Consider the following 25444-nt stretch of genomic DNA (forward strand, 5'->3'; position numbering starts at 1 on the left):
TAGTTTTCCAATGCAACCAAATCCGGCGGCATCTGTTCTTCGCGAACCTCGATGACGCCAAGCATCACCACCGCTATATTTCCGGAGCACTTCTCATGACGGCCCTCAGCGTTTCTGCGCCGCAAGGCAAGCCCTCGGCCGGTCATTCCTCCGGCGGTGCGCCGCGAGCCGGCGGCCTATCCGACCGCACCCTGTTTGCGCTTGCTGCGCTGAACTTCTTTCTGGCCGATGCGCGGGATGGGCTCGGTCCGTTTCTCGATGCCTTTCTTGCCACGAATGGCTGGTCCTCGCTGTCTCTCGGTCTCATTGCCACGGTTGGCGGCCTGGTTGGCCTGATCGCCACGCCGCTCTGCGGCGCACTGGTGGATGGCACGACCTGGAAACGGATGCTGATTGCCGTGCCTGTGGTGCTGGTCACCATCGGCGCCCTCATCACGCTGATTTTTCCCGATGTCTGGATCGTCTGGACCGGGCAGATCATGACCGCCGTGGTGGGTGCTGTCGTCGCACCTGCCCTTGCCGGCCTCACGCTTGGCCTTGTCGGTGAGCGCCTGTTTTCACACCAGATATCGCGCAACGAGTTCTGGAACCATGGCGGCAACTTCGCTTCGCTGTTTGCGACCTATGTCGCCGTGTCCTTCTTCGGCCTGCATGGGGTCATCGGCCTAATGTTGCTCACGGCTGTTGGCGCGCTCATCGCCACCGCCGCCATCGATCCGCACCGTATCGATCACAAGGTGGCGCGCGGTCTTGGCGAGGACAAGGGCGAGCCCGGCCCTTCCGGTTTCAAGGTGCTGCTGCAGGAACGCGGCCTGATCTTCCTCGCCATCATTCTGCTGGTCTTTCATTTCGGCAATGCGCCAATGAGCCGGCTGATCGCCCAGGACTTCGCCATCGAGCTGCAGACGCCGTTCCGCACCACCGCCATCATCACCGGCGTCGCGCAATTCGCGATGATCTTCGTTGCTGCCCTGGCACCCTGGCTGATCCGCCGTTTCGGACTTGCAACGGTGTTTCTGATTGCGCTGATTGCCCTGCCGATCCGGGGTTTTCTGGCATCGTCACACCTGTGGCAGCCGAGCGCATTCTCAAGGGTACCGGACGCTTCAATGTCGGCCTTGCCAGCGTCATGACAGTGCAGGGCATCGGCGCGTCGCTCAGCAACGTGGTGGCAGGCTGGCTGGTGACGCAGGGGGGCTACTCCCTGTCCCATCTCGTCGGCGGCGGCATCTCGGCCATCGCCATCGGCCTCTTTCTCATCTACCGCAACGAAATCGCACCGAAGGAGCATGATGAGGCGGCAAAGGCTTCACACGGCCAATAAAAAAGGAGGCCGTTGGGCCTCCTTCAAAATCTCGGTCTGTGGCGCGACTTAGCCGACGAATGCACGTTCGATGACGAATTCTGCCGGCTTGTTATTGGCGCCTTCCGTCAGGCCTGCCTTTTCGAGCAACGCCTTGGTGTCCTTCAGCATCGCCGAGGAACCGCAGATCATGCCGCGGTCGATCGCCGGATCGAAAGCAGGCACGCCAAGATCGGCGAACACCTTGCCATTTTCGATGAGGTCGGTAATGCGGCCGGTGAAGGCGTAATCTTCACGGGTGACCGTGGAATAGAGCTTCAGCTTGTCGCCGACGATTTCGTTCAGGAACTCGTGGTTCTTGATTTCTTCGACCAGATCGAAACCGTATTTCAGTTCGGCCACATCGCGGCAGGTATGGGTCAGAATGACCTCATCAAACTTTTCGTAGGTTTCCGGGTCACGGATCAGGCTTGCGAAGGGCGCAATGCCAGTACCGGTGGAAAGCATGTAAAGACGCTTGCCGGGGGTCAGCGCGTCGAGAACCAGCGTGCCTGTCGGCTTCTTGCGCATCAAGACCGTGTCGCCGGGCTTGATGGCCTGCAGGTGCGAGGTCAACGGACCATCGGGAACCTTGATCGAGAAGAATTCCAGTTCCTCATCCCAGGCCGGGCTTGCGATGGAGTAAGCACGGTAGATCGGCTTTTCGCCAACCATCAGGCCGATCATGGCAAACTCGCCGGAACGGAAACGGAAACCGGCCGGCCGCGTCATGCGGAAGCGGAACAGGTGATCGGTGTAATGCTCCACCGAAAGAACCGTCTCGGCGTAAACACCATCAGGTATCTTGATCGCGAAATCTTCCGTCTTGGCTGGCGCGTTCATTTCTAGTTCCGTCCATATTCGATAAGCGACATTCTCCGACCGGGCAATTATACCATTTCTGCCCGGTTTTGAAGGCATGAGAATGCCAATACTGCCATGCATTCAGGAAATATGTATCTAAAACTCATATTTCCATTGCGACGCGTCACACAGCGACGCGGCGTCGCCAGCTATAGGTCTCGTTACCGGTCGCGGCACGGGCCGTCGGCTGGTAATAGACGTCGATCGCCGGAAGCCGGTTTTCCGACAGGCGGCGGATCGCAGTTTGGTTGGTCACTGCAAAGCTGGTGAAGCCGGTGCGCAACATCAAGGGCACCTGGTCGATCAGCACATCGCCAACCGCCCTCACCTCGCCGGTAAAGCCGAGACGGCTGCGCAGCAGCGAGGCATGGCTGAAACCACGCCCGTCGTTGAAGGCCGGGAAGCTGACCGCCACCAGGCCGATACGGTCGAGATATGGCTCAAGCTTCGTCACGTCGTCGGCGGGCGCAATCAGCACGCCGAGACCAACATCGTTGCTTTCACCCACGCGCGTCAGAAAGGCGTCGAGCGGCAGAAGAGCCTTCTGGCCGTCCTCGGCCTTCACCTCTTCCGTTTCGATCACCCAGGGATCGTTTTCGACGAAACCGCTTTCGTTCCAGATCTTTGTCATCGTCTCGGTCTCCTTAGGCGGCTTCGGCGGCAGAGCCATAGAGCGCATCCTTGAACGGCTGCGGGCCCACACGGCGGTAAGCTTCGAGGAAGGTTTCTTCCTTCGACTGGCGAAGACCGAGATAGGTATCGACGATGGTTTCCACCGCGTCGGTGACCTTTTCCGGTTCGAAACCGCGACCGATGATTTCGCCGATCGACGTGTTTTCGTCTCCGGAACCGCCAAGCGTGATCTGGTAGAGTTCAGCACCCTTCTTCTCCACGCCAAGCAGGCCGATATGGCCGACATGGTGGTGACCGCAGGCATTGATGCAGCCGGAAATCTTGATCTTCAGTTCGCCAATTTCAGCCTGACGCTCCGGTGCGCCGAAACGCAGCGAAAGCTCCTGGGCAACCGGAATAGAGCGTGCATTGGCAAGCGCGCAATAGTCCAAGCCGGGACAGGCAATGATGTCGGTGATGAGACCAGCATTGGCGGTTGCCAGATCCGCACCGACCAGTGCGCGATAAAGCGGCTCCAGATCGGCGAGCGCCACATGCGGCAGGATGATGTTCTGCTCGTGGCTGATACGGATTTCGTCGAAGGCATATTCTTCGGCGATATCGGCCACCAGATCCATCTGCGCATCCGAGGCATCACCCGGAATACCGCCGATCGGCTTCAGCGAAATCGTCACGATGCCGTAGTCGGGATGCTGGTGCGGCGCGACGTTCTGCTCGACCCAGCGTGCGAAACCTTCGTCGGCACGCTTCCAGCGGGCCAGACTTTCCCAGCCTTCCGAACGGTCCTTCAGTTCCGGCGGCGCGAAATAGGTGCTGATCGCGGCGATATCGGCGTCGGGCAGCTTGAGTTCGCCGTTCTTCAGTTCGGCAAATTCAACCTCGACCTGGCGCGCCAGTTCTTCCGCACCGGTCTCATGTACCAGGATCTTGATGCGCGCCTTGTACTTGTTGTCGCGGCGGCCGTGCAGGTTATAAACGCGCATGATGGCCGTGGTGTAGGACAGCAGGTCTTCTTCCGGCAGGAAGTCGCGGATCTTCTTGGCGATCATCGGCGTGCGGCCCTGACCGCCACCGACGTAAACGGCAAAGCCGATCTCGCCCTTGTCGTTCTTTTTCAGATGCAGACCGATATCGTGGACCTGAATGGCGGCGCGGTCACGCTCCGCACCCGTGACGGCAATCTTGAACTTGCGCGGCAGGAACGAAAATTCCGGGTGAACCGACGACCACTGGCGCAGGATTTCGGCGTAAGGACGCGGATCGGCCACTTCATCGGCGGCTGCACCAGCAAAATGGTCTGCGGTGACGTTACGAATGCAGTTTCCGGAGGTCTGCAGCGCGTGCATTTCCACACTGGCCAGCTCATCAAGAATATCTGGCGTGTCGGCCAGGCGCGGCCAGTTGTACTGGATGTTCTGGCGCGTGGTGAAATGGCCGTATCCACGGTCATACTTGCGGGCAATGTGCGCCAGCATACGCATCTGTTTTGAATTCAACGTGCCATAGGGAATGGCAACACGCAGCATGTAGGCGTGCAATTGCAGATAGACACCGTTCATCAGGCGCAGCGGCTTGAAGGCATCTTCAGCGAGTTCTCCGGACAGGCGGCGGGCCACCTGATCGCGAAATTGCTCAACACGGCCCTGAACGAAAGCGTGGTCGAACTCGTCGTAACGGTACATCGTATTCCTCAGACTGCGATAAATGCTGCATCGGCCGGCTTGAAGCCGGTGGCGTATTGAACGGTAGGGCCGGCCGCGCGGATGCGTTCGCGCAGGCGGGTCGGCCACAGGCGACCATTTTCCTCGACGACATCGACAATGTTGACGTCAACGACCTTGTTGGCGGAAAAATCGCGTTTGCCGATTTCCTCCAGCGAAGCAACGGCTTCCGCATGGCGCGCCACCAGGGAGTTCTGGAGGTTTTCCGTCCATTCTCCATTGGCATCCAGCCAGACGGCAATGCCATCGTCCAGACGGTTGGCGGTCAAAACCTTGTCAGCCATTCTCATACTCCCGCTTAAGGTCCCTGGTTCTTGCCGAAAGAGCAAGAGCCTCAGACCTGTCAAAATTGGCGCCCGCGACGGCATCGCCGATGATAACCATGACCGGGCCGGTCAGTTCATCACGATGTTCCAGATCGGGCAAATCCTTCAATGTGCCATGCAGCAGCTTGCGATCGGCACGGCTGGCGTTTTCGATCACGGCAACCGTGGTTTCAATGCCAAGACCGGCATCCATCAGGCGGGTCGCGACCGAAGCGGCAACGCTGCGGCCCATGTAGACAGCAATCGTCGCACCCGAAACGGCCAGTCGTGCCCAGTCGGGCAGCACGTCGCCGGTCAGGTCGTGACCGGTGGTGAAGATCAGCGACGAGGCAACGCCACGCAGTGTCAGCGGCAACTCGAAATCGGCAGCCGCAGCAAAGGCCGAGGTGATACCGGGTACGATCTCGTAACCGATACCGGCATGGCGCAGAGCCGCCATTTCTTCACCTGCACGGCCATAGACCAGGGGATCGCCGGACTTCAGACGGACGACGCGTTTGCCTTCCTGTCCAAGGCGCACCAGCAGGCGATTGATCTCGTCCTGCGACTTGGTGTGACAGCCCTTGCGCTTGCCAACAGAAAGACGCTCCGCGTCACGGCGACCCATATCGACGATGGCCTGCGGAACCAGCGCATCATAAACGATGACGTCGGCTTCCATCAGAACGCGCTGGGCGCGCAGCGTCAGAAGATCTTCCGCGCCCGGACCTGCACCGACCAGCCAGACATGGCCTTCGCTGCGCTCAGGCGACTGCAGCAGGCTTTCCGCGCTACGGCGAGCGGCGGCTTCATCACCCACGGCAACCGCATCCGCGACGCGACCGGAGAAAAACCGACGCCAGAAGTTGCGGCGAAGAGCACCCTTCGGAACATTGTCTTCGGCTGCATCGCGATAATCGACGGCGAGGCGTGCGAGTCTGCCAAGCGACGGTGCCAGCATCTGGTCGATACGCGCCCGGATCATCTGCGCGAGAACCGGGCCGGCGCCTTCCGTGCCGATGGCAACGGCAACAGGTGCACGTGTGACCAGAGCGGGCGTGAAGAAATCGCAAAACGCGGGCTGATCGACCGCATTGGCCGGAATTTTCCTGCCGCGCGCTTCCGTCACGATCTGGCGGTCGAGGCTTTCATCGCCGGTCGCGGCAAAGACCAGCGTTGCGCCATCGATCAACTCGGCGGAAAAGGCGAGCGGGCGATGGTCTATGCCGTTCTCCACGAGATAACGCTTGAATGCGTCCTCAGGCTGATCGGCAAAAGCGACGATATGCGCGTTGGTGTTGGAGAGCAGCCGGACCTTGGCGAAAGCTTCATCGCCATTTCCGAACACGATAACGACCTTGCCTTCAACGCGGAAAAACGCGGGGAAAGTGGAGAGCCGTTCATCAGCTTGCGGAAAGCGGGTATGATTATTCATGCCACATGTATCCCGCATTTGCCGCTAGGAATGAAGAAACAGAAATTCATGCCGTTCGCGCGGTTGGATTTTTATTTCTCGACCGGTGGGGTTTTTGAGGAAATCCAACCGCAAGGTTTTTTACCTAAGACGAATCCCGCCTTGCATCCCTTGACAAAAGCGGCTTCGAGCCAAAAAAGAGGACATTGTTTTCTAACGGCATTCCGCTCGGAAGCCGCTTTCCATTCCGCCGGCACAAAGGACGATCACCGTGGCCAGCAACACCATCGCCGCCCGCCTTCTCGACGTTATCGAACACGACATCCTGCCGCTGACGGCGCGCGGTGTCAGCCTTGGAAACAAGGTTTTCGGCGCCGCCATTTTGCGCAAGTCCGACCTGTCTCTGGTCATTGCCGAGACCAACAACGAGCTGGAAAATCCGCTCTGGCACGGTGAGGTCCACACCCTCAAGCGCTTTTATGAACTTGGCGAAAAGCTCAACACCAAGGACCTGATCTTCCTGTCGACGCACGAACCCTGCACCATGTGCATGTCGGCGATCACCTGGGCCGGTTTCGACAATTTCTACTCGTTCTTCAGCCACGAAGATTCGCGCGACGCTTTCGCCATTCCGCACGACCTGAAAATCCTCAAGGAAGTGTTCGGTCTGGAGCCCGGCGGATACCGCCGCAACAATGCCTTCTGGAACTCCTATTTCATTTCCGACCTGGTGGAGAGCGAAGCCGACCCGCTGAAAAGCGAACTGAAGGCGCAGACGGCCCGCATCAAGGCCGCCTATGACGATCTTTCGAACAGCTACCAGGCATCGAAGACCGACAACAACATTCCGCTCAACTGAACCGGGAAGTAAAGACATGCCGATGGAAGCCTCGAAGGATATTTCCCGTCTGATCGAGATCATGGAGGCCCTGCGCCAGCCGGAAACCGGCTGCCCGTGGGACATCGTGCAGACCTTCGAAACGATCAAGCCCTACACGATCGAAGAGGCTTACGAAGTCGCTGACGCCATCGAGCGCAAGGACACGGACGATCTTTGCGAAGAATTGGGGGACCTGCTGCTGCAGGTGGTTTTCCATGCCCGCATCGCCGAGGAGATGGGTGAATTCTCCTTTGGCGACGTGGTACATGCCGTGACTTCGAAAATGATCCGTCGCCATCCGCATGTCTTCGACGTTTCGGATGCCGACACGCCTGACACCGTGAAACTGCAGTGGGACCGGATCAAGGCCGAAGAAAAACGCGAACGTGCCGAAAGGCGCCTGCGCCGCGGCATTACCGAGGATTTCAAGGCCGGTTTTCTCGGCGGGGTGCAGCGCAGCCAGCCCGCCCTGACCGAAGCGCTGAAACTGCAGGAACAGGCCGCACGCGTCGGCTTCGACTGGTCGGACCCTGCCCCGATCCTCGACAAGATCGAAGAAGAGATCGCGGAGCTGCGCGAGGCGCTGGCGGAAGGAAAACCGGAGAAAGTCTCCGATGAGCTCGGCGATCTGATTTTCGCGCTCGTCAACATCGGCCGTCACGTCAAGACCGACCCGGAAAACGCGCTGCGCGGCACCAATACGAAATTCCGCAGACGTTTCAATCACATCGAAACATCGCTCACAACAAATGGCGAAACCCTGGAAGCGGCGACGCTGGAGCGAATGGAAGATCTGTGGCAAGCGGCCAAGCACATCGAGCGTTCGCTCGCAGGCTGAGCTGGCCTATGACCTTATCCCGCCTGGCGCACGGCCTGCGGGGTGATACGGTTGAAATCTTCCGGGCGGTAAAATGTCAGTCGATCGCGGCCCGCAGCCTTCGAGGCATAGAGCGCCGTATCGGCCATCTTGATCAGGGCCTGTGCTGACAGGCTTTTTTCCTCACAGACCGCCAGCCCGGCGCTCAGTGTTACGGCGACAGCCTGTTCGTCGAGGTCGTGGGTGATGGCGCTGACTTCGGCGCGCAGCTTTGCGACGAAGGCCATCGCATCTTCCTTGCCGATGCCCGGCATGAACAGCACGAATTCCTCACCGCCGAAGCGGGCGAGAAGATCGTTGGCGCCGACCCGTTCGCGCAATCCGGCCGCAACCGATGCCAGCACGTCGTCTCCGGCCAGATGGCCGAACCGGTCATTGATGCGTTTGAAGTGGTCGATGTCGATCATGGCGATCGCGTCGCCCGGCAGCATGGTGTCGCGCAGCCGGGTGGAAAAGGAACGCCGGTTGGCTATGCCGGTCAGAAGGTCGAGATCGGCCAGACGGCGCAGCCCCTCTTCCGCCCGTTCCTTGACCAGCGCCAGAACGAAGACGGCTATGGCAAAGTGGCAGATGATGGACAGGAAGAACGCATTGCGCGGCGCGATGATGGCGACGGTCGGAAACTGCAGGCCGATGACCACGACGAAACTCAAAAATGCCGTCAGCCCGATGGTGACGCCAAGCGGACGGCGGACAGGGAGCGGCTCCTTCTTGCGGTCGGCGATAACGGTGTAGGCGGCTGCGGCCAGCAGCAAACCGGCCGTGAACTGGAACACGGAGGCTCGTGCCACCAGGTCGCCATACCAGCCCGCCAGTGCAAGGATCGCACCGACGAGGACCGGCAGAAGCAAGATCCACCACTCGCCTGCCCTTTTGCGCTGACTGCTGATGCGGCACATGCCGATCCAGAAGATTGCATAACCGCACATTCCGGCAAGATTGCCGGTGACGATCAACGCGCAGTTCAGGCCGGGAACGATCTTGCCGAAACCAATGAGGGTGGAGGATGTTGCGACCAGCAGGAAGCCGAGGGACAGAAAGCCGAGACCGACACTCTCTTTCGATTGCGAACGGGCATAAAGGAAACAGACGGCGGCAACGAAAAACGACAGTTTATGCAGCAGCAGGACAGTTTCGAGATCTAACGGTGGCAACATCGGCTGGCTCATCATCTAGGATGAGCACTATCCCATCAACAGACTGAGGAAATGCTAACAGTGACCATCACGAGCCGTTCTTTCGCGCATATCTGCCATGCGCGAAAGCCGTATTTTGGGGTATTCGGTTCTATAAAGTGATGTTTTTGCGCAAATGCGCTTCACTTTTCCCAGTCTTCAGGCTCAACTTTTGCAGAGATGCCCAGCTTGCGGTTCAGCTCCGCCGCCTGCGTTTCCGACAGTCTGACATCCAGCGAAACCGAACCGTCCTCGTTGTCTTCACGGCCATCGACGATGGAGTTGTTGTAGACCCACGAGAGCAGCGGCAGCTTGTCGACGGGCAGCGTCACAGTGGTTTCCGTCAGCACGCCGGAAAGACGACGGGAAATTTCGTCCATCAGGGCATCGACACCCTCACCCGTGATTGCTGAAACTGCACGGATGTCGGAGCGGCCTTCGGCCCGCTGCATGATGGCGTCATGGGCTTCCGGCTCCAGCCGGTCGACCTTGTTCCAGACCTCGATGATGCGCTCCTGCGCTTCCTTCTCACCGATGCCGAGATCGCCGAGAATACGCAGGACATCGGCCGACTGTGCGGCGTTGTCGGGATCGGCCATGTCTCGAACATGCAGAACGAGATCGGCTTCCAGCACTTCTTCCAGCGTTGCGCGGAAGGCGGCAACAAGGTGGGTCGGCAGGTCGGAGATGAAACCGACGGTATCCGAGAGGATGACCGTTCTGCCGTGCGGCAGCTTCATGCGACGCAGCGTCGGGTCGAGCGTGGCGAAGAGCATGTCTTCAGCCAGAACGCCCGCGCCGGTGATGCGGTTGAACAGCGTGGATTTGCCGGCGTTGGTGTAACCAACCAGAGCAACAATCGGGTGCGGCACCTTGCGGCGCTTGGCGCGGTGAAGCTGGCGGGTGCGGACAACCTGTTCCAGCTCACGCTCCAGCCGCACGATACGTTCCTGCAGCAGGCGACGGTCGGCTTCGATCTGCGTTTCACCCGGACCACCCATGAAGCCCGCACCGCCGCGCTGACGCTCAAGGTGGGTCCAGCTTCGGACCAGACGGCCCTTCTGGTAGTTCAGATGCGCAAGATCGACCTGCAGCGTGCCTTCCTTGGTGGAGGCGCGGCGGCCGAAGATTTCGAGAATGAGACCCGTGCGGTCGATAACCTTCGAGTTCCACTGCTTTTCGAGATTGCGTTGCTGCACCGGTGTCAGCGGGTGATCGATAATCACCAGACCCGAATTGGTCTCTTCCAGGAGATGACCGATTTCCTCGATCTTGCCGGTACCAAAAAGGGTGGCCGGACGCGGCTGGTTGACCGACACGATCAACCCCTGCGTGACCTCGAGATCGATCGCCAGTGCCAGACCCTTGGCCTCTTCCAGCTTGGCCTCGACGGAACGAGACGGTGCTGCGGGCGCCTGAGCGGCATCGCGATTTTCACGCGTGGGCTTGAGGACCGGGATGATAACAACCGCGCGCATGTCGTCGCGGTGCTTTTCCAGCTCCGGAATGATCGATTCGTTTGAGGTGTCGCGCGTCGAAATGGGCTCAGCCTTATCCAGAAACACAGGTAACACCGACCGCAGCGATGCGGGCGGTGTATCAATCAAAACTTGGTAAGATCACAAACGTTCCCGACATCATCAAGAGAATATCGGAAAACGAGCGTTACCCTCAGGCAGCGTTCTCTTCGCTTTCGAACATCTGCATCGGCTGGCCGGGCATGATGGTGGAAATCGCGTGCTTGTAGACAAGCTGCGAATGACCGTCGCGACGCAAGAGGACACAGAAATTGTCAAAAGAGGTGACAACACCCGTCAGCTTGACACCGTTGATAAGAAAAATCGTCAACGAGATCTTCTGTTTGCGAACGGTATTGAGAAAAAGATCCTGAAGGTTTTGAGAACGTTCCGCCATGGCGCCGCTTCTTTCTTTTTTGCCGGTCGGGATACCGGAAAATAATCAATCAATAATCAACCAGCCAAGTCTCGTCCCCAGCTTGGCAGGCCAGAAAACTCTGGTATCAAATCGCGCCTAGTTCCGCAACGATGAAAACACCCGAACATGCGCAAGTATTGAACGATCGCGCTGATTTCGAAACAGTCAGAAATATTGTATCGAGACGCGGAAAAGCTGTTCCACATCGCGAACCGCCTCGGCGGCGGCAAACAGCACGACACGGTCCCTCGCCTTGATTTTGGTATTGCCGTCGGGACGGATGACCACGCCGTCGCGGAAGATCGCGCCGATGCGGATTCCATCCGGCATGTCCATGTCGCGGAAGGCAAGACCGACCAGCGGCGAGGTCTCCATCGCTTCCGCCTCGATCACCTCGCCGGAACCGCGCTGTACCGCGTAGACCGAGCGGATGCGGCCCTTGCGGACATGCTGCAGCACGCGTGAAATCGTCACCGCCCTGGGGTTGATATAGGCATCGAGGCCGAGTGACCGCGACACATCATGGAACGAGATGCTGTTGAGCAGCGCCAGATTCGACTTGCAGCCCAACTGCTTGGCAATGACCGAGGCCAGGATGTTGGTCTGGTCGTTGTTGGTCAGCGTAACGATTAGGTCGGCATCCTGAATATCGGCCTGCTGCAAGATTTTCTGATCCAGCGCCGAGCCGTGCATGACAATCGTGCTGCTCAACTGTTCGGACGCGGCGATTGCCTTGTCGCGGTCGGCCTCGATGATCTTGACCCGGGTTTTCGGCTGCAGTTCCTCGATCTTGTGGGCGACATACTGGCCGATATTGCCGGCGCCCGCGATGACGATACGCTGCGCTTCCTGTTCCTCATGGCCAAACAGGCTGAGGGTGCGGCGCGCGTGCTGGCGCTGACAGATGACATAAGCAAGATCGCCGACCCGCAACTGTTCGGAGGAATTGACGACCTTGAGGATGCCGTTGCGATAGATCGCCACCACCGTGGCAATCAGGTCGGGAAAGAGGCTGGAAAGCTGCTGCAGCGGCGTGTTGATGACGGGGCAATCTTCCATGCATTCAATCGCCAGCATGGAGATGTTGTCATCGGCAAAACGCACCACGTCGGTGGCGCCTGGAAAGGCGATGCGTCTCAGCACCATCTTGCCGACTTCGATTTCCGGCGAAATCGTCACGTCGATCGACATGTTCTCGCGGCTGAACAGATCGGCATATTCCGGCTTCAGATAACTCTGGTCGCGGATACGGGCGATCTTGGTGGGCACGCTGAACAGTGCATGCGCCACCTCGCAGGCAACGATGTTGATTTCGTCATGCAGCGTCACTGCAATGATCATGTCGGCCTGATCGGCGCCCGCCTTCGCCAGCATGTCGGGATGCGCGCCGTGGCCGACGTAACCGCGAACGTCGAGCGTTTCGGTAATCGCGGTAATCAGAGATGCTGCGGTATCGATGACCGAGACTTCATTGTCCTCGCGCGACAATTGCTCGGCAATGCCGTAGCCCACCTGTCCTGCACCGCAAATAATGACCTTCATGACGTCTCTCTGACCGGAAAATGGGGCGTGCGGCGCGGCTCACCCGGCGTTTACACGCCGAGCGATTTCAGTTTGCGGTGCAGTGCGGAGCGTTCCATGCCGACGAATTCGGCGGTACGCGAAATATTGCCGCCAAAGCGGTTGATCTGCGCCACCAGATAGTCACGCTCGAACATTTCGCGCGCTTCACGCAACGGCAGGGTCATGATGTGCTGGTCGCCCTGGGCTGCGATCTTCGGCAGCATGTCGCCGATATCGGCGGGCAGCATGTCGGCCGAGATTGCCGCATCGCCGCCTTCCGGACGGGCGAGGATCATCAGACGTTCGATGTTGTTGCGAAGCTGGCGAATGTTGCCCGGCCAGTCATGCGTCTGCAGGACGGCCATCGCGTCGTCGGCAATCTTGCGCGGACGGATACCCGCCTGCTCGGAAATCTGCCGCATGAACATGTCGACCAGGAAAGGAATGTCCTCACGACGTTCCGACAGTGCCGGCACCTTGACCGGCACGACGGCCAGACGGTGATAGAGGTCCTCACGGAACTGGCCCTCGGCAATCAGGCTTTCGAGATGGTGGGCGGTGGACGAGATGATGCGAACATCGACCTTGACGCGCTTGCCTCCGCCAACGCGATCAAACTGCTGATCGACCAGCACGCGCAGGATCTTGTTCTGCGTTTCACGCGGCATGTCGCCGACTTCATCGAGATAGAGAACGCCGCGATGGGCCTCTTCCAGCGCGCCGACCTTGCGCGGCTGACCCGGCAGGCCTTCGGTGCCGAACAGGGCAATTTCCATGCGATCCGGCGTGATCGTCGCGGCATTCAGGGCCACGAAGGGACCCGTCGCACGCGACGACTTCTTATGGATCATGCGCGCCACCAGCTCCTTGCCGGAGCCGGATGGGCCAAGAATCATGATGCGGCTGTTGGTGGGGGCGACACGATCGACTGTCTGGCGAAGCTGCGACACGGCAAGCGACGCACCGATCAGCTCACTCGCATCGCCCGTCCGCTTTTTTAGCTCCTGTACCTCGCGCTTCAGCTTCGAGTTTTCGAGCGCGCGTTCGGCGATCAGGATCAGACGGTCGGCCTTGAAAGGCTTTTCAATGAAGTCGAAGGCGCCGCGCTTGATGGCGTTGACGGCCGTTTCGATGTTGCCGTGACCGGAAATCATCACCACGGGAATGTCGGGGTGGCGGCTCTTGATTTCGTCGAGCAGAGCCAGACCATCGAGCTTGGAGCCCTGCATCCAGATATCGAGGAAAATAAGGCGCGGTACGCGCTCGGAAATCGCTGCCAGAGCGCTATCGCTGTCATAGGCCATGCGGGTTTCATGACCTTCGTCAGAGAGAATACCCGCCACGATTTCGCGAATGTCCGCCTCGTCGTCCACGACCAGAATATCAGACGCCATATGCTGCTTCCTTGTTATTTTCGCTGCCAGCCGCCTCAACATAGGGCAGCAGCACTCTGATCATGGCGCCGTGGCCATGATCGAAATCCGACGGGGCATCGTGCAATTCCAGATACCCGCCATGTTCCTCAATGATCTTCTTGACGATGGCCAGACCAAGGCCGGTGCCCTTGTCGCGCATCGTCATATAGGGCTCGAGAATGCGGTGACGGTTTTCGACCGGCAGACCACGACCGTTATCGATGATATCGGCCACGAAACGCGAATTGGCTTCATCGAAGGAGGCGCGCACCAGAATCTTGCCCGGTCGCTTATCACCCTCGATCGCCTCGATGGCTTCCGTCGCATTCTTGATGAGATTGCCGAAGGCCTGTCCCAGCATGCGGGCATCGAACATGCCCTCCAGCGGCAGATCGCCGAGTTCTGTGGTGAACTTCGTATCGGCGGCGCTGATTTCCCGCAGGAAGGCGGCATCCTTCAGGATGGCACGCAGGTCCGAACGTTCCTTGGTCGGCTTCGGCATACGCGCAAAGGCCGAGAACTCGTCGACCATGCGGCCGATATCGCCGACCTGGCGCACGATGGTGTCCGTACACTGATCGAAGATGGCGCGGTCGTTCTCGTCGATCTGCTTGCCGAAGCGGCGCTTGATGCGCTCGGCGGACAGCTGGATCGGCGTCAGCGGGTTCTTGATTTCATGCGCAATGCGACGTGCCACATCCGACCATGCAGTCGAGCGCTGGGCGATGACGAGATCGGTGATGTCATCCAGCGTGATGACGTAGGAATCGCCGGAGTCACGCGCATCCTCACGCGTCACCTGCACATTCAGCGTGCGCTCCTTGCCGCGTCGCATGATGTTGATCTGCTTGCGGAAGTCGCCGCGCGACCAGACGCGTGCCTCGGTCACCACCTGCTCAACCTCGGGGGCGATCTCGGAGAGTTGCGCCCCGATCAGCTTGTCCGCTTCCAGCGCCAGAAACTCCTCGGCAGACGGATTGACGATGGTGATATTGCGGTTCTCGTCAACGCCGATGACGGCAGCCGTGACACCCGACAGCACCGCTTCGATAAAGCGACGGCGGTTGTCGATATCGTCTTTCGCCTCGATGATCTGGCCCTGCTGGCTGCGCAGCTCCGACACCATCTTGTTGAAGGTCCGCGACAGGCGGCCAACGTCGCCGTCGATGGCGCGAACCGGCACCAGCACCTGCATGTTACCAGAGGCAACGCTGTCGGCGGCGCCGATCAACAGGCGGATCGGGCGGACGATACGGTCGGCCACGGCAATGGCCGTCCAGATCGCCGCCAGAAGCACGATCAGCGCAAAGCCGAGATAAAGAATGGCGAAGGCAATCTGCAGCGGTGCGCGGCCAGCTTCCATCGCCTTGTATTCGGCACGGTTTTCTTCCATCAGCCGCATCGCCTGCATGACCTTCGGGTCAACGGCGCGCACGGTGTAAAGGAAGGTGCCGCTGATGCCCTCAAGCTTGATGATGGCGCCAACGAGGTTGGTTATACCCGGAGGAATGAGCGTCGGTTGACCGGCTGCAGCCTTCTGCAGCGCATCCTGCGGGATGGCGGGCAGCGGCTTTTCGGTCTTGATATCGGCCTGGGCAACGGCATCGCCATCATCCTGAACGAGAAACGCGCCAAGCAGGCCACGCCCCTTGGCCTGACGGGTCATCATATCCACGAAGCCGGTGCGGTCGAGATAGAAAAGTGCCCGGTTGCTGTCGAGAACGGTCGCCATCTGCAGGGTCTGGCCCTGAAGATAACCGGCATTCTCCATCATATAGGCTTCAGCGATGTTGCTGGAGGAATCGACGATCGACTGCGTGCGCAGCGCAAACCAGCGGTCGAGGCCGACATTCAGCGTCAGACTGGCGAAAATCGCCACGAGTACGGCAGGCGTGATTGCCACGATCGAAAACAGAACGACGATGCGCACGTGGAGGCGGGCAGCGGCCCTGCCCTTCTTGCGCGCTTTCAGCAGCCGGTTGATTTCGCGGCCGATGAGATACATCAGGCCGATGACAAACAGCGCGTTGATGATGCCGGATGCGACGACGACATTCGAGGTCGGCGCAATCGGTGTCAGGCCCAGGAGGACGAACAGCGTCAGCGTCGCACAGATCAGCGCAATGCCGGCAAGAACCAAACCCGGCAAGGCAAACGACATTCTGCGATCGGCGACCACCATTCCCGTTGCATCTTCGGCAACGGTTTTTTCCGCGGCGGTTTTCCGCATTCACGTCTCCCAGTTGCCGGCGAAGCCAGCGTCCCATTTCATTGTCTTTGAAAACATCCGTGGGGCGGAGCGAATCTCTCCGGGCCCCCTAGTGTTTTCCAAGCAACATAATGTGGCGAAAATGCAACGGCAATCCTGAGGTTGTCAATATTGTCAGGCAGGACGCGAACTGCGGTAAACCGAAACGCCAAGCTCGCGAATTTTCTTGCGCAGGGTGTTGCGGTTGAGGCCGAGAAGATCGGCTGCCTTGATCTGGTTGCCGCGCGTTGCCGTCAGGGCAGCGAGAATCAGCGGATATTCCATTTCCCGCAGAACACGGTCGTAAAGACCGGGTGGCGGCAGGTTGTCGCCGAAACCGGCGAAATAATCGCGCATGTTTTCTTCGACCGCCTGCGAGATGGTCAGCGAACCGGTGCGAACCGCCATCTTGTCAAGCGGGCTGTCGGGCACATCCGACTGCAATTCCTGCTCGATGATCTCGCGGGTGATGACTTCCTGCGGATAAAGCGCCATCAGGCGGCGGATGAGGTTTTCCAGCTCGCGCACGTTGCCCGGCCAGGCATAGGCCTTCATCACTTCCAGCGCTTCATTTTCGAAACGCTTGCCTTCCAGGCCTTCCTTTTCACCCTGCTGGATGAAATGGCGGACGAGATCTGGAATGTCTTCGGCACGGTCACGCAGCGGCGGCAGGCGCAGCGGCACGACGTTCAGGCGATAATAAAGGTCTTCACGGAACAGGCCCTGATTGATGGACTGCTTCAGATCCTTGTTGGTGGCGGCAACGATGCGGACATCGGTGCGGATCGGCGTGCGGCCGCCAACGGTGGTGTATTCACCCTGCTGCAGCACGCGCAGCAGTCGGGTCTGCGCATCCATCGGCATATCGCCGATTTCGTCGAGGAACAGCGTGCCGCCCTCGGCCTGCTCGAAGCGGCCGGTCGAACGGTTCTGCGCACCGGTAAAGGCGCCCTTCTCGTGGCCGAACAGTTCCGACTCGATCAGGTCACGCGGAATGGCCGCCATGTTGATGGCCACGAAGGGGCCGTTGCGGCGCTTGCCGTAATCATGCAGGGCGCGCGCCACCAGCTCCTTGCCGGTACCGGATTCACCGGTGATCATCAGCGTCAGGTCGGTCTGCATCAAACGCGCCAGAACGCGGTAGATTTCCTGCATGGCCGCCGAACGGCCAACCAGCGGCATGCCATCCTGCATGTCGTCGTCCAGCTTGGCAGGCTTGCGCTTCGGTTCAGACAGGGCGCGGCCAATGATGGCGATCAGCTCGGTCAGGTCGAAGGGCTTCGGCAGGTAATCGTAAGCACCCTTTTCAGATGCCTTGATGGCGGTCATGAAGGTGTTCTGGGCGCTCATGACCAGAACCGGAAGCTCCGGACGGGCCTTCTTGATGCGCGGCAGAAGATCGAACGCATTCTCATCCGGCATGACGACATCGGTAATGACGAGATCGCCCTCGCCCGCGGAAACCCAGCGCCAGAGCGTGGCCGCATTGGAGGTGATACGCACATCGTAACCGGCACGGCTAAGCGCCTGGTTCAGCACGGTACGGATGGCCGCATCATCATCGGCGACGAGAATCGTTGCTGTCATGGGTTATTTCCTGTCGTGTTCGGCAAGATGTTGTCGTCCAGCGCCACTTCCGGCGAGACGGGCATCAATACGCGGAAAGTCGTTCTGTGGTTCTGGCTGTCGCATTCGACAATGCCGCCATGCGCGCCGATCAGCTTGGCGACAAGCGCCAGGCCAAGCCCGGAACCATTGGTTTTGGTGGTGATGAAGGGATCGAAGAGATGCGGCAGCAGGTCAGCCGGAACGCCGGGACCATTGTCATGCACGCAGAATTCGAGCGGCAGAGAAATGCGTTCACGGCTGCCCGCCACCGACAGACGCATACCGGGACGATACGCGGTGGTCAGCACGATTTCGCCATCCGGCTGGTTGCTCACGGCTTCGGCGGCGTTCTTCACCAGATTGAGGAAGACCTGCACCAGCTGGTCGCGATTGGCATAGACCGGCGGCAGCGACGGATCGTAATTTTCCGAAATCTTGATGTTGCGGGCAAAACCGGCCTTGGCGATGGCTTTGACGTGATCCAGCACCGAGTGGATGTTGATCGGCATGCGATCCACGGGGCGCTCGTCGGAGAACACCTCCATACGGTCGACCAGCGAGACGATGCGGTCCGTCTCGTCGCAGATCAGCCGTGTCAGGGCGCGATCTTCATCTTCGACCGAAGTTTCCAGAAGCTGGGCTGCGCCGCGAATACCGGACAGCGGGTTCTTGATTTCATGCGCGAGCATGGATGCAAGACCGGTGACGGAGCGGGCTGCGGCGCGATGGGTCAACTGGCGGTCGATCTTGTCGGCCATCGACCGTTCCTGGAAGACGACGACGACAGAGCCCGGCTCGCTGACGACAGGCGCAACATAAAGGTCGACCAGCTTCTCCTGGCCGAGACGCGGCGAACTCAGATCGACGCGATATTCATTGACCGGCGCGCGGCGTTCGCGCACCTGATCGATCAGCGCCAGAAGCGGGCTGCCGAAGGGAATGAAGGTCGAAACGCGATAGCGGGCCAGGTGCGATGCGCTTGCACCAAAAAAGGCTTCCGCCTCCCAGTTGGCGAAAGCGATGAAGCCTTCGGCATCCACCAGGATAACCGGGTTCTGCACCGCGTTGAGAACGGCCATGGCCAGCGCGTTCGTATCGACCGGTGTTGATTTGTCAGCGCTCATGCCGCCTTCCTTGCGGCATTGCTGGCCGCGTCTTCGCAAAGCGCGGCGCGGAGGAGATCCGTCACCTGCGCCGTATCACCCGATGTCATGATCGTAGCCTTGTCCTTGGCGGCAGTCCCGGGCGCGAAGCGATCGAGATACCAGCCCAAATGTTTGCGGGCATGCCGGAAACCGGCTTCCCTTCCGTAGAATTCCAGCATCATGCCGTAATGTTCGACAACGATGTCTGCGATGTCACTGCGCTCTGGTGCCGCATGTCCCGCAAGAACCGCAGGCAGCCAGGGCTGGCCCTGCGCGCCGCGCCCGACCATGACGGCATCCGCGCCGGAGCGGGCCAGAATTTCGCGGGCATCTTCCGCCGTTTCCACGTCGCCATTGGCAATCAGCGGAACCGAAATGACATCGCGAACGGCGCGGATCGCATCCCAATCGGCGCGGCCTTCGTAAAACTGCATGCGGGTGCGGCCGTGGATCGTCACGAGCTGAACGCCCGCCTCTTCGGCACGCCTGGCAATATCAGGTGCATTGAGAGAGTTCTCGTCCCAGCCGAGACGCATCTTCAAGGTGACCGGCACATCCACCGCCCTGACGGTGGCCTCAATGAGCGACAGGGCGTGATCCGGATCACGCATCAAAGCGGAACCGGAATAACCACCGGTGACCTTCTTGGCCGGACAGCCCATGTTGATATCGACGATGCCAGCGCCATTGTCGGCGGCGATTTTTGCCGCTTCCGCCATAAAATGCGCCTCGCGGCCGGCAAGCTGCACCACATGGGGAACCATGCCCGCATTTTTCAGTCGCGCCCAGGACTCACCCTTGTTGGCGACCAGTTCGCGACTTGCGACCATTTCGGTGACGACGAGGCCGGCGCCGTAACGCCAGGCAAGCTGCCGGAACGGCAAATCCGTGACACCCGACATGGGTGCCAGCACAGCGCGGTTGCGGATTGCAACGGAGCCGATGCTAAACGGGTCTGACAACTCCGGAAGGGGCAATTGATGATCTTTCATGCAGAATGATTGCGTGCATTATTTTTAGCCAGTGTTTATGCTCTTGCCAAGCATTTTTACTGGCCTGCACGTTTTATTTGCCATTGCTTGCCCGCCTCTTTTGCGGACGATGGCAATTTGTGCAAATTGTTGGCGAGGGAAACGTTCCCTCTGGAAACAACATGCGTCCTGTGCGCATGTGGCCGGGCTGGTCTTTCGGGTTTTGGAGCGCTAAAGCCTGACTGTCAACCATCGAGAGTTGCACCAGCAGCATATGTCCAATGCAGGAACGCATGATGAATATCGGTATTGTCATTGTCGCCGCCGGACGCGGTGAAAGAGCAGGCTCGCCAGAGGAAGGGCCAAAGCAATATCGCCCGATTGGCGGCAGACCGGTGATCGAACACACGCTTTCCACCTTTCTCGCCTGGGATCAGTCCGCACCGATCGCCGTTGTCATCCACCCTGACGACGAAGCGCTGTTTGCGCCGATACCCGCAAGGCTCGCCGCCGGTGAACGAATCATCACCCTGCATGGCGGCGCGACACGGCAGCAGTCCGTGCTAGCCGGGCTGGAAGCGCTTGGCGCGACCGGCATTACGCATGTGATGATCCATGACGCGGTACGCCCGTTCATTTCGAGCGATATTCTCGATCGCACCGTCACGCTTTTCGAAAACGGAGCGATGAGCGTCCTGCCGGCGCTTGCCGTCACCGACACGCTGAAGCGCGGTGCGCAAGGTCAAGTTGTCGAGACTGTCTCCAGGCAGGGACTTTACGCCGCACAGACACCGCAAAGCTTCCGCTATAGAGATATTGTCGAAGCGCACCGGGCAGCCGCAGCCTCCAACCGCACGGATTTTACCGACGACGCCTCGATTGCCGAATGGGCCGGCCTTCAGGTCACGCTCACCGAAGGGTCAGTCGACAACGTCAAACTTACACTGAAACGGGATATTGCCATGGCCGACGAAAAGCTCTCACACGGATTGCCGGATGTGCGCACCGGCAATGGGTATGACGTTCACCAGCTCGAAGCCGGTGACGGCGTGACGCTGTGCGGCGTCTTCATCGAGCATGACCAGAGGCTGAAAGGCCATTCGGATGCGGATGTTGCCCTGCATGCGCTGACGGATGCGCTACTTGCCACCTGCGGCGCCGGCGATATCGGCGACCACTTCCCGCCTTCCGACCCGCAGTGGAAGGGTGCTGCCTCCAGCATCTTTCTCGAGCACGCCGCAAAGGTTGTGCGCGGCAATGGCGGAACGATCATGAATGCGGATGTGTCGCTGATTGCCGAGGCACCTCGGATTGGCCCGCACCGCCAGGCGATGCGCGAAAAGCTCTCCGAAATTCTCGGCATTGCGCTGGAACGCTGCTCGGTGAAGGCCACCACCAACGAGACAATCGGTTTTGTTGGTCGCCGAGAAGGCATTGCCGCCATTGCCACGGCAACCGTCGTTTATACGGGCCGTCCGGCATGAGCCTGTTTCCCGCCGAGATCGAGGCGCTGGCGCGCGAGATCATCGCGGAATTTTCGGCACGGGGTCACATGGTGTCCACCGCCGAAAGCTGCACCGGCGGGCTGATTGCCGGTGCGCTGACCGAGATCGCGGGGTCGTCGGCGGTCGTGGATCGCGGCTTTGTCACCTACACCAATGAGGCCAAGGCAGACATGCTGGGCGTCAGCGGCCAGACGCTTTCCACCTTCGGTGCTGTTTCCAGGGAGACGGCGCTGCAGATGGCGCATGGGGCGCTGTTCCGCTCGCGCGCCGAATTTGCCGTGGCCGTGACCGGCATCGCCGGACCGGGCGGCGGCTCGGCGCAAAAGCCGGTTGGTCTCGTGCATCTCGTCGCCAGATGCCGCAACGGCGCAATCCTGCATCGGGAGATGCTTTACGGCGATATCGGGCGAACCGAAATTCGCCTCGCGACCATCAAGACCGCATTGGAAATGCTGATTCTTCTGTCTCAGGCCGGCGCTGAATAGATCTTGTCGGCGCGGGCTTCGAAGGCTTCCGTGAACATGCGGAAGGCACGATCGAACATCGTCCCCATCAGCGCACCCAGAATGCGGCTCTTGAATTCGTAATCGATGAAGAAGTGGACGGAGCATCCGCCATCTTCAGACGGCTCGAAACGCCAGCGATTTTCGAGATAACGGAACGGGCCGTCGATATACTTCACGTCGATGGCGCGCTCGGCAGGGTTGAGAAGCACCTGCGTGGTGAAGGTCTCGCGAATGGCCTTGTAGCCCACCGTCATATCCGCCACCAGAAGCGTCTTGCCATCGCGCTCCTTGCGGGACCGAACCGTCAGCGCCTCACACAAGGGCAGAAACTGCGGATAGCTCTCGATATCGGCGACAAGGGCATACATCCTGTCTGGCGAGTGTTTTACATGGCGATGCGTTTCGAACTGAGGCATGGGCCGCAGTTAATCCTCGATGCGCAGAAGATCAAGAAGCTGGCGGGTCTGTTTTCGACTTTTGATCTGGAATACCGGTACTTGCGGGCCATGAACACCGAAGTTCTGTTCAAAAATCGGCGCGTGCCGCTTTTCGAAATTCCAGATGTACTTGAGAAAATCGAGATCCAGCCTCTCCGGGCAGCCCTCCGCCATTTCGGGACGCGCCTTGCCATATCCTTTGACGGCGCGGCTGACGGCGCCCCACAGGCAGATCCAACGCGGCATTCTCACCCAAAGCACGATATGTGTGCGTGGCAGGCGCATGTCGAAAGACGATGGATTGCTGCCATCCATCAGCCATGTCTCGTCTGAGATAATGCTCGCTATGATCTGCCGCTGCTCTGGGCGCGAACGCATCTGCCACCCAGGCAACCAGAAGATCTCCTTGTCCATGGAGATGTAGCGCAGGCCGAATGTGCGGGCGAGCTTTTGCGACAAAGTGGATTTACCACCACCCGAACAGCCAACCACCATGATGCGTCTGGCCTGAGAAACGATGGCTGCGGCCTCTTCCACATGCTGGAGATAGTTTGGCATGGCGTGTCTCCTCGGCAGTTCGGGAGTGCTCGCCTCCCCTCATTAGACCCATGCATGCCGTGGAAGCATGGCAGTCTCGGAAAATTGACTATTGCAACGTGCATACAGGGATTGCTATTTAGTCGCGAACGAGACTACACCCATGAGGTGCAAACGCGCCGGAAACACCCGATTTCCACGCCCGTATTCACCTTAAAGTCACAACAAGACATACATGCTTTGAGCTACCGAGTGAGCCGATGGACGACTTTTCCAATATCATCAATCTTCTCGAATCCGCCAAGCAGCTTGCGTCGATGAACGGCATGCCGGTTCTGGCATATCTGATCGACGTCGCCAAGTGCGAAGCGCGTGAGAACAAGCCGGTGTTGCGCAAGCGCAAACGCGGCGAATCGACGGTCAAAAGTGAAGGTTGAACCTTTTTACTTCGCACGCTGGCTCTGTCGGCCAGCGTGTGCGACAATAGCAAAATGAAAATGGCCGCTTCATCATGCGGCCATTTGCTTTTGCACCGGGATATCGGTTCGATGAAAACGCCTGCCGTCGATTTGAGGACCTACAGGAAGGAAAGGCCGAGCGAACGCCACGGCTTCGTCCAGATCGTGTTGCCGGTTTTCGGTCAATTGCGCATGGATGTTGCCGGGCGGGAAAACGAGCTGTCCTCGGCACGCGGCGTCCTCATTGAAAGCGGCAGGCTGCACACACAGGAAGCAACCGCCATCAACCGCTCGCTGGTCGTCGATATCGATCAGAGCACCGTCAGCGACAAAATTCTCGAGCGATTTGCCGCCTCCCCCTATTTCGAGGTTGGCACGACGACAAGGCAGCTTGTCGGCTGGATGCGCCACAGCATGACAACCGACGGGCTTGAAAGCGAGACCGCCGGCCTGTGGGCGCCGCTTCTGATCGACAGCCTCGTGCACGACAAGCCCGCGATCCGGTCCCGCCTCGATGCGCTGCGCGCGATTGTCTCGGTCGATCCGTTCCATCCCTGGACGGTGGAGACGATGGCAAAACATGTCGACATCAGCGACAGCCGCCTGCATGCGCTGTTCATCGAGGAATTCGAGACTTCCCCGCATCAATGGCTCGCCAGCCTGCGTCTGGAAAAGGTCTGCCACCTTTTGCGGGACAGTGCGATGCCGATCGCCGAAATCGCCTTCAAGGCCGGGTTTTCCGACCAGACGGCGCTGACGCGGGCGATGCGCAACACGATGGGGCAGACACCGGCCGCCTATCGCCGCGCCCATCTGAAAGACGTGCACTGACGGCTTGTACGGCGTGCGTCGCAGGAGTTTTTGTCAAGACAGCCGCCCCGTATCCATGTCAAACCGCCGCAATCTTGAATGCGGAATTGAAATGACATGAACAACAAGACCGGTCTCGGCGTATTTTACGGCATGCTTGCGGGCGCGCTCTGGGGCGGCATCTTCCTCGCCCCGAAACTCATCCCGGCAGGATTTACGCCCCTTCAGCTTTCCACGGCGCGCTACCTCACCTATGGCCTGATCGCTCTCGTTCTGATCGGCCCGAAAATCCGTCGTGTCGCCTCGCGCTTCGGCAAGCAGGAATGGATTGCGCTTGCCTGGCTTAGCCTGATCGGCAACATCGTCTATTACGTCTTCATCTCCACGGCCGTGCAACTGAGCGGCGTCGCCTTTACCTCGATCATCATCGGCTTCCTGCCTGTCGCTGTAACGATCATCGGCAGCCGCGATCATGGGGCGGTGTCGCTGAGGCGCCTGTGGCCTTCGTTGTTGTTCGGCGCCATCGGCATTATCGGCATCTCCTGGCAATCGCTAAGCGAAGGCCAGGGGCCGCTCGACATCAACAGGATCATCGGCCTTGCCTGCGCGCTTGGCGCGCTGGTGTCCTGGACAGCCTTTGCGGTCGGCAATGCCCGCTGGCTGACACGCCTGCATGATGTGAGTGCCGACGAATGGAACCTGATGACCGGCGTTGTCACCGGCGCGCTGGCGCTGGTGCTGGCCGTTCCCGCCTTCGGTTTTGGCGACACGGCGGCGCACAGCAGCAGCGACTGGCTGCAATTCACTTCCGTCGCCATCGGCCTCGGCATCTCCGCCTCGATCCTCGGCAACGCCTTCTGGAACCGCATGAGCCGCCTTCTGCCGCTGACGATGGTGGGACAGATGATCCTGTTCGAAACCCTGTTTGCCCTGCTCTATGGTTTCCTGTGGGAACAGCGCGGCCCGACACTGGTCGAGACCGCAGCCATCGTTTCCGTGGTGTTGAGCGTGCTGCTCTGCATGCAGGCGCATCGACCGGCCAAGGTGCACGGATGATTGCGGGGGATGTTCTGCGTTCGGCGGCACAGTCCTGAA

23 protein-coding genes and 1 pseudogene are annotated in these 25444 nt (G+C 59.6%); 8 read left to right on the forward strand and 16 right to left on the reverse strand.

What is annotated here, in order from left to right; genetic code table 11:
- The first annotated feature begins 32 nt into the window (after window positions 1-32).
- Window positions 33-1324 (forward strand): annotated as a pseudogene (locus ACIQT8_RS04380) (MFS transporter).
- A 48-nt stretch (window positions 1325-1372) separates the two neighbouring features.
- Here ACIQT8_RS04380 and ACIQT8_RS04385 read toward each other — a convergent pair.
- The 5 genes from ACIQT8_RS04385 to cysG all read right to left on the reverse strand — a co-directional run bounded on the left by ACIQT8_RS04385 (window position 1373) and on the right by cysG (window position 6300).
- On the reverse strand, window positions 1373-2185 hold the full coding sequence (locus ACIQT8_RS04385; protein WP_311111214.1) for a ferredoxin--NADP reductase: 813 nt from the start codon (window positions 2183-2185) through the stop codon (window positions 1373-1375).
- 145 nt (window positions 2186-2330) lie between these two features.
- Window positions 2331-2837 (reverse strand): DUF934 domain-containing protein, encoded by a 507-nt coding sequence (locus tag ACIQT8_RS04390; protein WP_400963915.1) that lies wholly within the window; start codon window positions 2835-2837, stop codon window positions 2331-2333.
- Between the two features lie 13 nt (window positions 2838-2850).
- Entirely contained in the window at window positions 2851-4521 is a 1671-nt protein-coding gene (locus ACIQT8_RS04395) for a nitrite/sulfite reductase (RefSeq protein WP_400963917.1), read from the reverse strand.
- Between the two features lie 8 nt (window positions 4522-4529).
- On the reverse strand, window positions 4530-4844 hold the full coding sequence (locus ACIQT8_RS04400) for a DUF2849 domain-containing protein (protein WP_262525484.1): 315 nt from the start codon (window positions 4842-4844) through the stop codon (window positions 4530-4532).
- Complete coding sequence (gene cysG / locus ACIQT8_RS04405) at window positions 4837-6300, reverse strand: siroheme synthase CysG (RefSeq protein WP_400963921.1); 1464 nt, start codon at window positions 6298-6300, stop codon at window positions 4837-4839. Before cysG ends, ACIQT8_RS04400 begins: the two co-directional genes overlap by 8 nt.
- Window positions 6301-6550: 250 nt before the next feature.
- Here cysG and ACIQT8_RS04410 point away from each other — a divergent pair, with 250 nt between their 5' ends.
- Together ACIQT8_RS04410 and mazG are read left to right on the forward strand one after the other, a co-directional pair.
- Window positions 6551-7138, forward strand: coding sequence for a deaminase (locus tag ACIQT8_RS04410; protein WP_138795439.1), 588 nt, complete (start codon window positions 6551-6553; stop codon window positions 7136-7138).
- A gap of 22 nt (window positions 7139-7160) precedes the next feature.
- Entirely contained in the window at window positions 7161-7997 is an 837-nt protein-coding gene (gene mazG, locus ACIQT8_RS04415) for a nucleoside triphosphate pyrophosphohydrolase (protein WP_138795789.1), read from the forward strand.
- A gap of 14 nt (window positions 7998-8011) precedes the next feature.
- Here mazG and ACIQT8_RS04420 read toward each other — a convergent pair whose 3' ends face one another.
- The 9 genes from ACIQT8_RS04420 to dusB all read right to left on the reverse strand — a co-directional run bounded on the left by ACIQT8_RS04420 (window position 8012) and on the right by dusB (window position 20117).
- Window positions 8012-9193, reverse strand: coding sequence for a GGDEF domain-containing protein (locus ACIQT8_RS04420; RefSeq protein ID WP_400963925.1), 1182 nt, complete (start codon window positions 9191-9193; stop codon window positions 8012-8014).
- A 161-nt stretch (window positions 9194-9354) separates the two neighbouring features.
- Window positions 9355-10689 (reverse strand): GTPase HflX, encoded by a 1335-nt coding sequence (gene hflX / locus ACIQT8_RS04425; RefSeq protein WP_138795790.1) that lies wholly within the window; start codon window positions 10687-10689, stop codon window positions 9355-9357.
- Between the two features lie 193 nt (window positions 10690-10882).
- Window positions 10883-11125: an RNA chaperone Hfq gene (gene hfq, locus ACIQT8_RS04430; protein ID WP_037155370.1), complete on the reverse strand. Its 243-nt coding sequence runs from the start codon at window positions 11123-11125 to the stop codon at window positions 10883-10885.
- Between the two features lie 186 nt (window positions 11126-11311).
- Window positions 11312-12688 carry a Trk system potassium transporter TrkA gene (gene trkA, locus ACIQT8_RS04435; RefSeq protein ID WP_400963929.1) on the reverse strand — a complete coding sequence of 459 codons (1377 nt, stop codon included), beginning with the start codon at window positions 12686-12688 and terminating at the stop codon, window positions 11312-11314.
- A 50-nt stretch (window positions 12689-12738) separates the two neighbouring features.
- Complete coding sequence (locus ACIQT8_RS04440; RefSeq protein ID WP_138795442.1) at window positions 12739-14103, reverse strand: sigma-54 dependent transcriptional regulator; 1365 nt, start codon at window positions 14101-14103, stop codon at window positions 12739-12741.
- Window positions 14093-16354, reverse strand: coding sequence for a PAS domain-containing sensor histidine kinase (locus ACIQT8_RS04445; protein ID WP_138795443.1), 2262 nt, complete (start codon window positions 16352-16354; stop codon window positions 14093-14095). Before ACIQT8_RS04445 ends, ACIQT8_RS04440 begins: the two co-directional genes overlap by 11 nt.
- 153 nt (window positions 16355-16507) lie before the next feature.
- Window positions 16508-17959: a nitrogen regulation protein NR(I) gene (ntrC, locus tag ACIQT8_RS04450; RefSeq protein ID WP_138795444.1), complete on the reverse strand. Its 1452-nt coding sequence runs from the start codon at window positions 17957-17959 to the stop codon at window positions 16508-16510.
- Window positions 17956-19104 (reverse strand): nitrogen regulation protein NR(II), encoded by a 1149-nt coding sequence (locus ACIQT8_RS04455; protein WP_138795445.1) that lies wholly within the window; start codon window positions 19102-19104, stop codon window positions 17956-17958. The genes ntrC and ACIQT8_RS04455 overlap by 4 nt, the downstream gene beginning before the upstream one ends.
- Window positions 19101-20117 (reverse strand): tRNA dihydrouridine synthase DusB, encoded by a 1017-nt coding sequence (gene dusB / locus ACIQT8_RS04460; protein ID WP_262525473.1) that lies wholly within the window; start codon window positions 20115-20117, stop codon window positions 19101-19103. The genes ACIQT8_RS04455 and dusB overlap by 4 nt, the downstream gene beginning before the upstream one ends.
- Window positions 20118-20392: 275 nt before the next feature.
- On the opposite strand from dusB, the gene ACIQT8_RS04465 reads away from it, so the two are divergent.
- Window positions 20393-21580 (forward strand): bifunctional 2-C-methyl-D-erythritol 4-phosphate cytidylyltransferase/2-C-methyl-D-erythritol 2,4-cyclodiphosphate synthase, encoded by a 1188-nt coding sequence (locus tag ACIQT8_RS04465; protein WP_400964383.1) that lies wholly within the window; start codon window positions 20393-20395, stop codon window positions 21578-21580.
- Window positions 21577-22086 carry a CinA family protein gene (locus ACIQT8_RS04470; protein WP_400963936.1) on the forward strand — a complete coding sequence of 170 codons (510 nt, stop codon included), beginning with the start codon at window positions 21577-21579 and terminating at the stop codon, window positions 22084-22086. The genes ACIQT8_RS04465 and ACIQT8_RS04470 overlap by 4 nt, the downstream gene beginning before the upstream one ends.
- Here the strand turns inward: ACIQT8_RS04470 and ACIQT8_RS04475 are convergent.
- Together ACIQT8_RS04475 and ACIQT8_RS04480 are read right to left on the reverse strand one after the other, a co-directional pair.
- Complete coding sequence (locus tag ACIQT8_RS04475; protein ID WP_138795449.1) at window positions 22068-22523, reverse strand: type II toxin-antitoxin system RatA family toxin; 456 nt, start codon at window positions 22521-22523, stop codon at window positions 22068-22070. The genes ACIQT8_RS04470 and ACIQT8_RS04475 overlap by 19 nt on opposite strands.
- Before the next feature lie 9 nt (window positions 22524-22532).
- Complete coding sequence (locus tag ACIQT8_RS04480) at window positions 22533-23102, reverse strand: AAA family ATPase (RefSeq protein ID WP_138795450.1); 570 nt, start codon at window positions 23100-23102, stop codon at window positions 22533-22535.
- A 239-nt stretch (window positions 23103-23341) separates the two neighbouring features.
- On the opposite strand from ACIQT8_RS04480, the gene ACIQT8_RS04485 reads away from it, so the two are divergent.
- The 3 genes from ACIQT8_RS04485 (at window position 23342) to ACIQT8_RS04495 (ending at window position 25405) form a co-directional block, all read left to right on the forward strand.
- Window positions 23342-23518 (forward strand): hypothetical protein, encoded by a 177-nt coding sequence (locus tag ACIQT8_RS04485; RefSeq protein ID WP_178340584.1) that lies wholly within the window; start codon window positions 23342-23344, stop codon window positions 23516-23518.
- A gap of 111 nt (window positions 23519-23629) precedes the next feature.
- Window positions 23630-24370, forward strand: coding sequence for an AraC family transcriptional regulator (locus tag ACIQT8_RS04490; protein WP_400963941.1), 741 nt, complete (start codon window positions 23630-23632; stop codon window positions 24368-24370).
- A 96-nt stretch (window positions 24371-24466) separates the two neighbouring features.
- Window positions 24467-25405 carry a DMT family transporter gene (locus ACIQT8_RS04495; RefSeq protein WP_400963943.1) on the forward strand — a complete coding sequence of 313 codons (939 nt, stop codon included), beginning with the start codon at window positions 24467-24469 and terminating at the stop codon, window positions 25403-25405.
- Window positions 25406-25444: the final 39 nt, after the last annotated feature.

Source organism: Agrobacterium sp. NPDC090273 (assembly GCF_044772305.1).
GTDB lineage: Bacteria > Pseudomonadota > Alphaproteobacteria > Rhizobiales > Rhizobiaceae > Agrobacterium.

What these genes read in the sequence shown, in the direction of transcription:
- ACIQT8_RS04385 (WP_311111214.1), bottom strand. Translation starts at nt 2,185, where the DNA reads ATGAACGCGCCAGCCAAGACGGAAGATTTCGCGATCAAGATACCTGAT.
- ACIQT8_RS04390 (WP_400963915.1), bottom strand. Translation starts at nt 2,837, where the DNA reads ATGACAAAGATCTGGAACGAAAGCGGTTTCGTCGAAAACGATCCCTGG.
- ACIQT8_RS04395 (WP_400963917.1), bottom strand. Translation starts at nt 4,521, where the DNA reads ATGTACCGTTACGACGAGTTCGACCACGCTTTCGTTCAGGGCCGTGTT.
- ACIQT8_RS04400 (WP_262525484.1), bottom strand. Translation starts at nt 4,844, where the DNA reads ATGGCTGACAAGGTTTTGACCGCCAACCGTCTGGACGATGGCATTGCC.
- cysG (WP_400963921.1), bottom strand. Translation starts at nt 6,300, where the DNA reads ATGAATAATCATACCCGCTTTCCGCAAGCTGATGAACGGCTCTCCACT.
- mazG (WP_138795789.1), top strand. Translation starts at nt 7,161, where the DNA reads ATGGAAGCCTCGAAGGATATTTCCCGTCTGATCGAGATCATGGAGGCC.
- ACIQT8_RS04420 (WP_400963925.1), bottom strand. Translation starts at nt 9,193, where the DNA reads ATGTTGCCACCGTTAGATCTCGAAACTGTCCTGCTGCTGCATAAACTG.
- hflX (WP_138795790.1), bottom strand. Translation starts at nt 10,689, where the DNA reads ATGCGCGCGGTTGTTATCATCCCGGTCCTCAAGCCCACGCGTGAAAAT.
- hfq (WP_037155370.1), bottom strand. Translation starts at nt 11,125, where the DNA reads ATGGCGGAACGTTCTCAAAACCTTCAGGATCTTTTTCTCAATACCGTT.
- trkA (WP_400963929.1), bottom strand. Translation starts at nt 12,688, where the DNA reads ATGAAGGTCATTATTTGCGGTGCAGGACAGGTGGGCTACGGCATTGCC.
- ACIQT8_RS04440 (WP_138795442.1), bottom strand. Translation starts at nt 14,103, where the DNA reads ATGGCGTCTGATATTCTGGTCGTGGACGACGAGGCGGACATTCGCGAA.
- ACIQT8_RS04445 (WP_138795443.1), bottom strand. Translation starts at nt 16,354, where the DNA reads ATGCGGAAAACCGCCGCGGAAAAAACCGTTGCCGAAGATGCAACGGGA.
- ntrC (WP_138795444.1), bottom strand. Translation starts at nt 17,959, where the DNA reads ATGACAGCAACGATTCTCGTCGCCGATGATGATGCGGCCATCCGTACC.
- ACIQT8_RS04455 (WP_138795445.1), bottom strand. Translation starts at nt 19,104, where the DNA reads ATGAGCGCTGACAAATCAACACCGGTCGATACGAACGCGCTGGCCATG.
- dusB (WP_262525473.1), bottom strand. Translation starts at nt 20,117, where the DNA reads ATGAAAGATCATCAATTGCCCCTTCCGGAGTTGTCAGACCCGTTTAGC.
- ACIQT8_RS04465 (WP_400964383.1), top strand. Translation starts at nt 20,393, where the DNA reads ATGAATATCGGTATTGTCATTGTCGCCGCCGGACGCGGTGAAAGAGCA.
- ACIQT8_RS04470 (WP_400963936.1), top strand. Translation starts at nt 21,577, where the DNA reads ATGAGCCTGTTTCCCGCCGAGATCGAGGCGCTGGCGCGCGAGATCATC.
- ACIQT8_RS04475 (WP_138795449.1), bottom strand. Translation starts at nt 22,523, where the DNA reads ATGCCTCAGTTCGAAACGCATCGCCATGTAAAACACTCGCCAGACAGG.
- ACIQT8_RS04480 (WP_138795450.1), bottom strand. Translation starts at nt 23,102, where the DNA reads ATGCCAAACTATCTCCAGCATGTGGAAGAGGCCGCAGCCATCGTTTCT.
- ACIQT8_RS04485 (WP_178340584.1), top strand. Translation starts at nt 23,342, where the DNA reads ATGGACGACTTTTCCAATATCATCAATCTTCTCGAATCCGCCAAGCAG.
- ACIQT8_RS04490 (WP_400963941.1), top strand. Translation starts at nt 23,630, where the DNA reads ATGAAAACGCCTGCCGTCGATTTGAGGACCTACAGGAAGGAAAGGCCG.
- ACIQT8_RS04495 (WP_400963943.1), top strand. Translation starts at nt 24,467, where the DNA reads ATGAACAACAAGACCGGTCTCGGCGTATTTTACGGCATGCTTGCGGGC.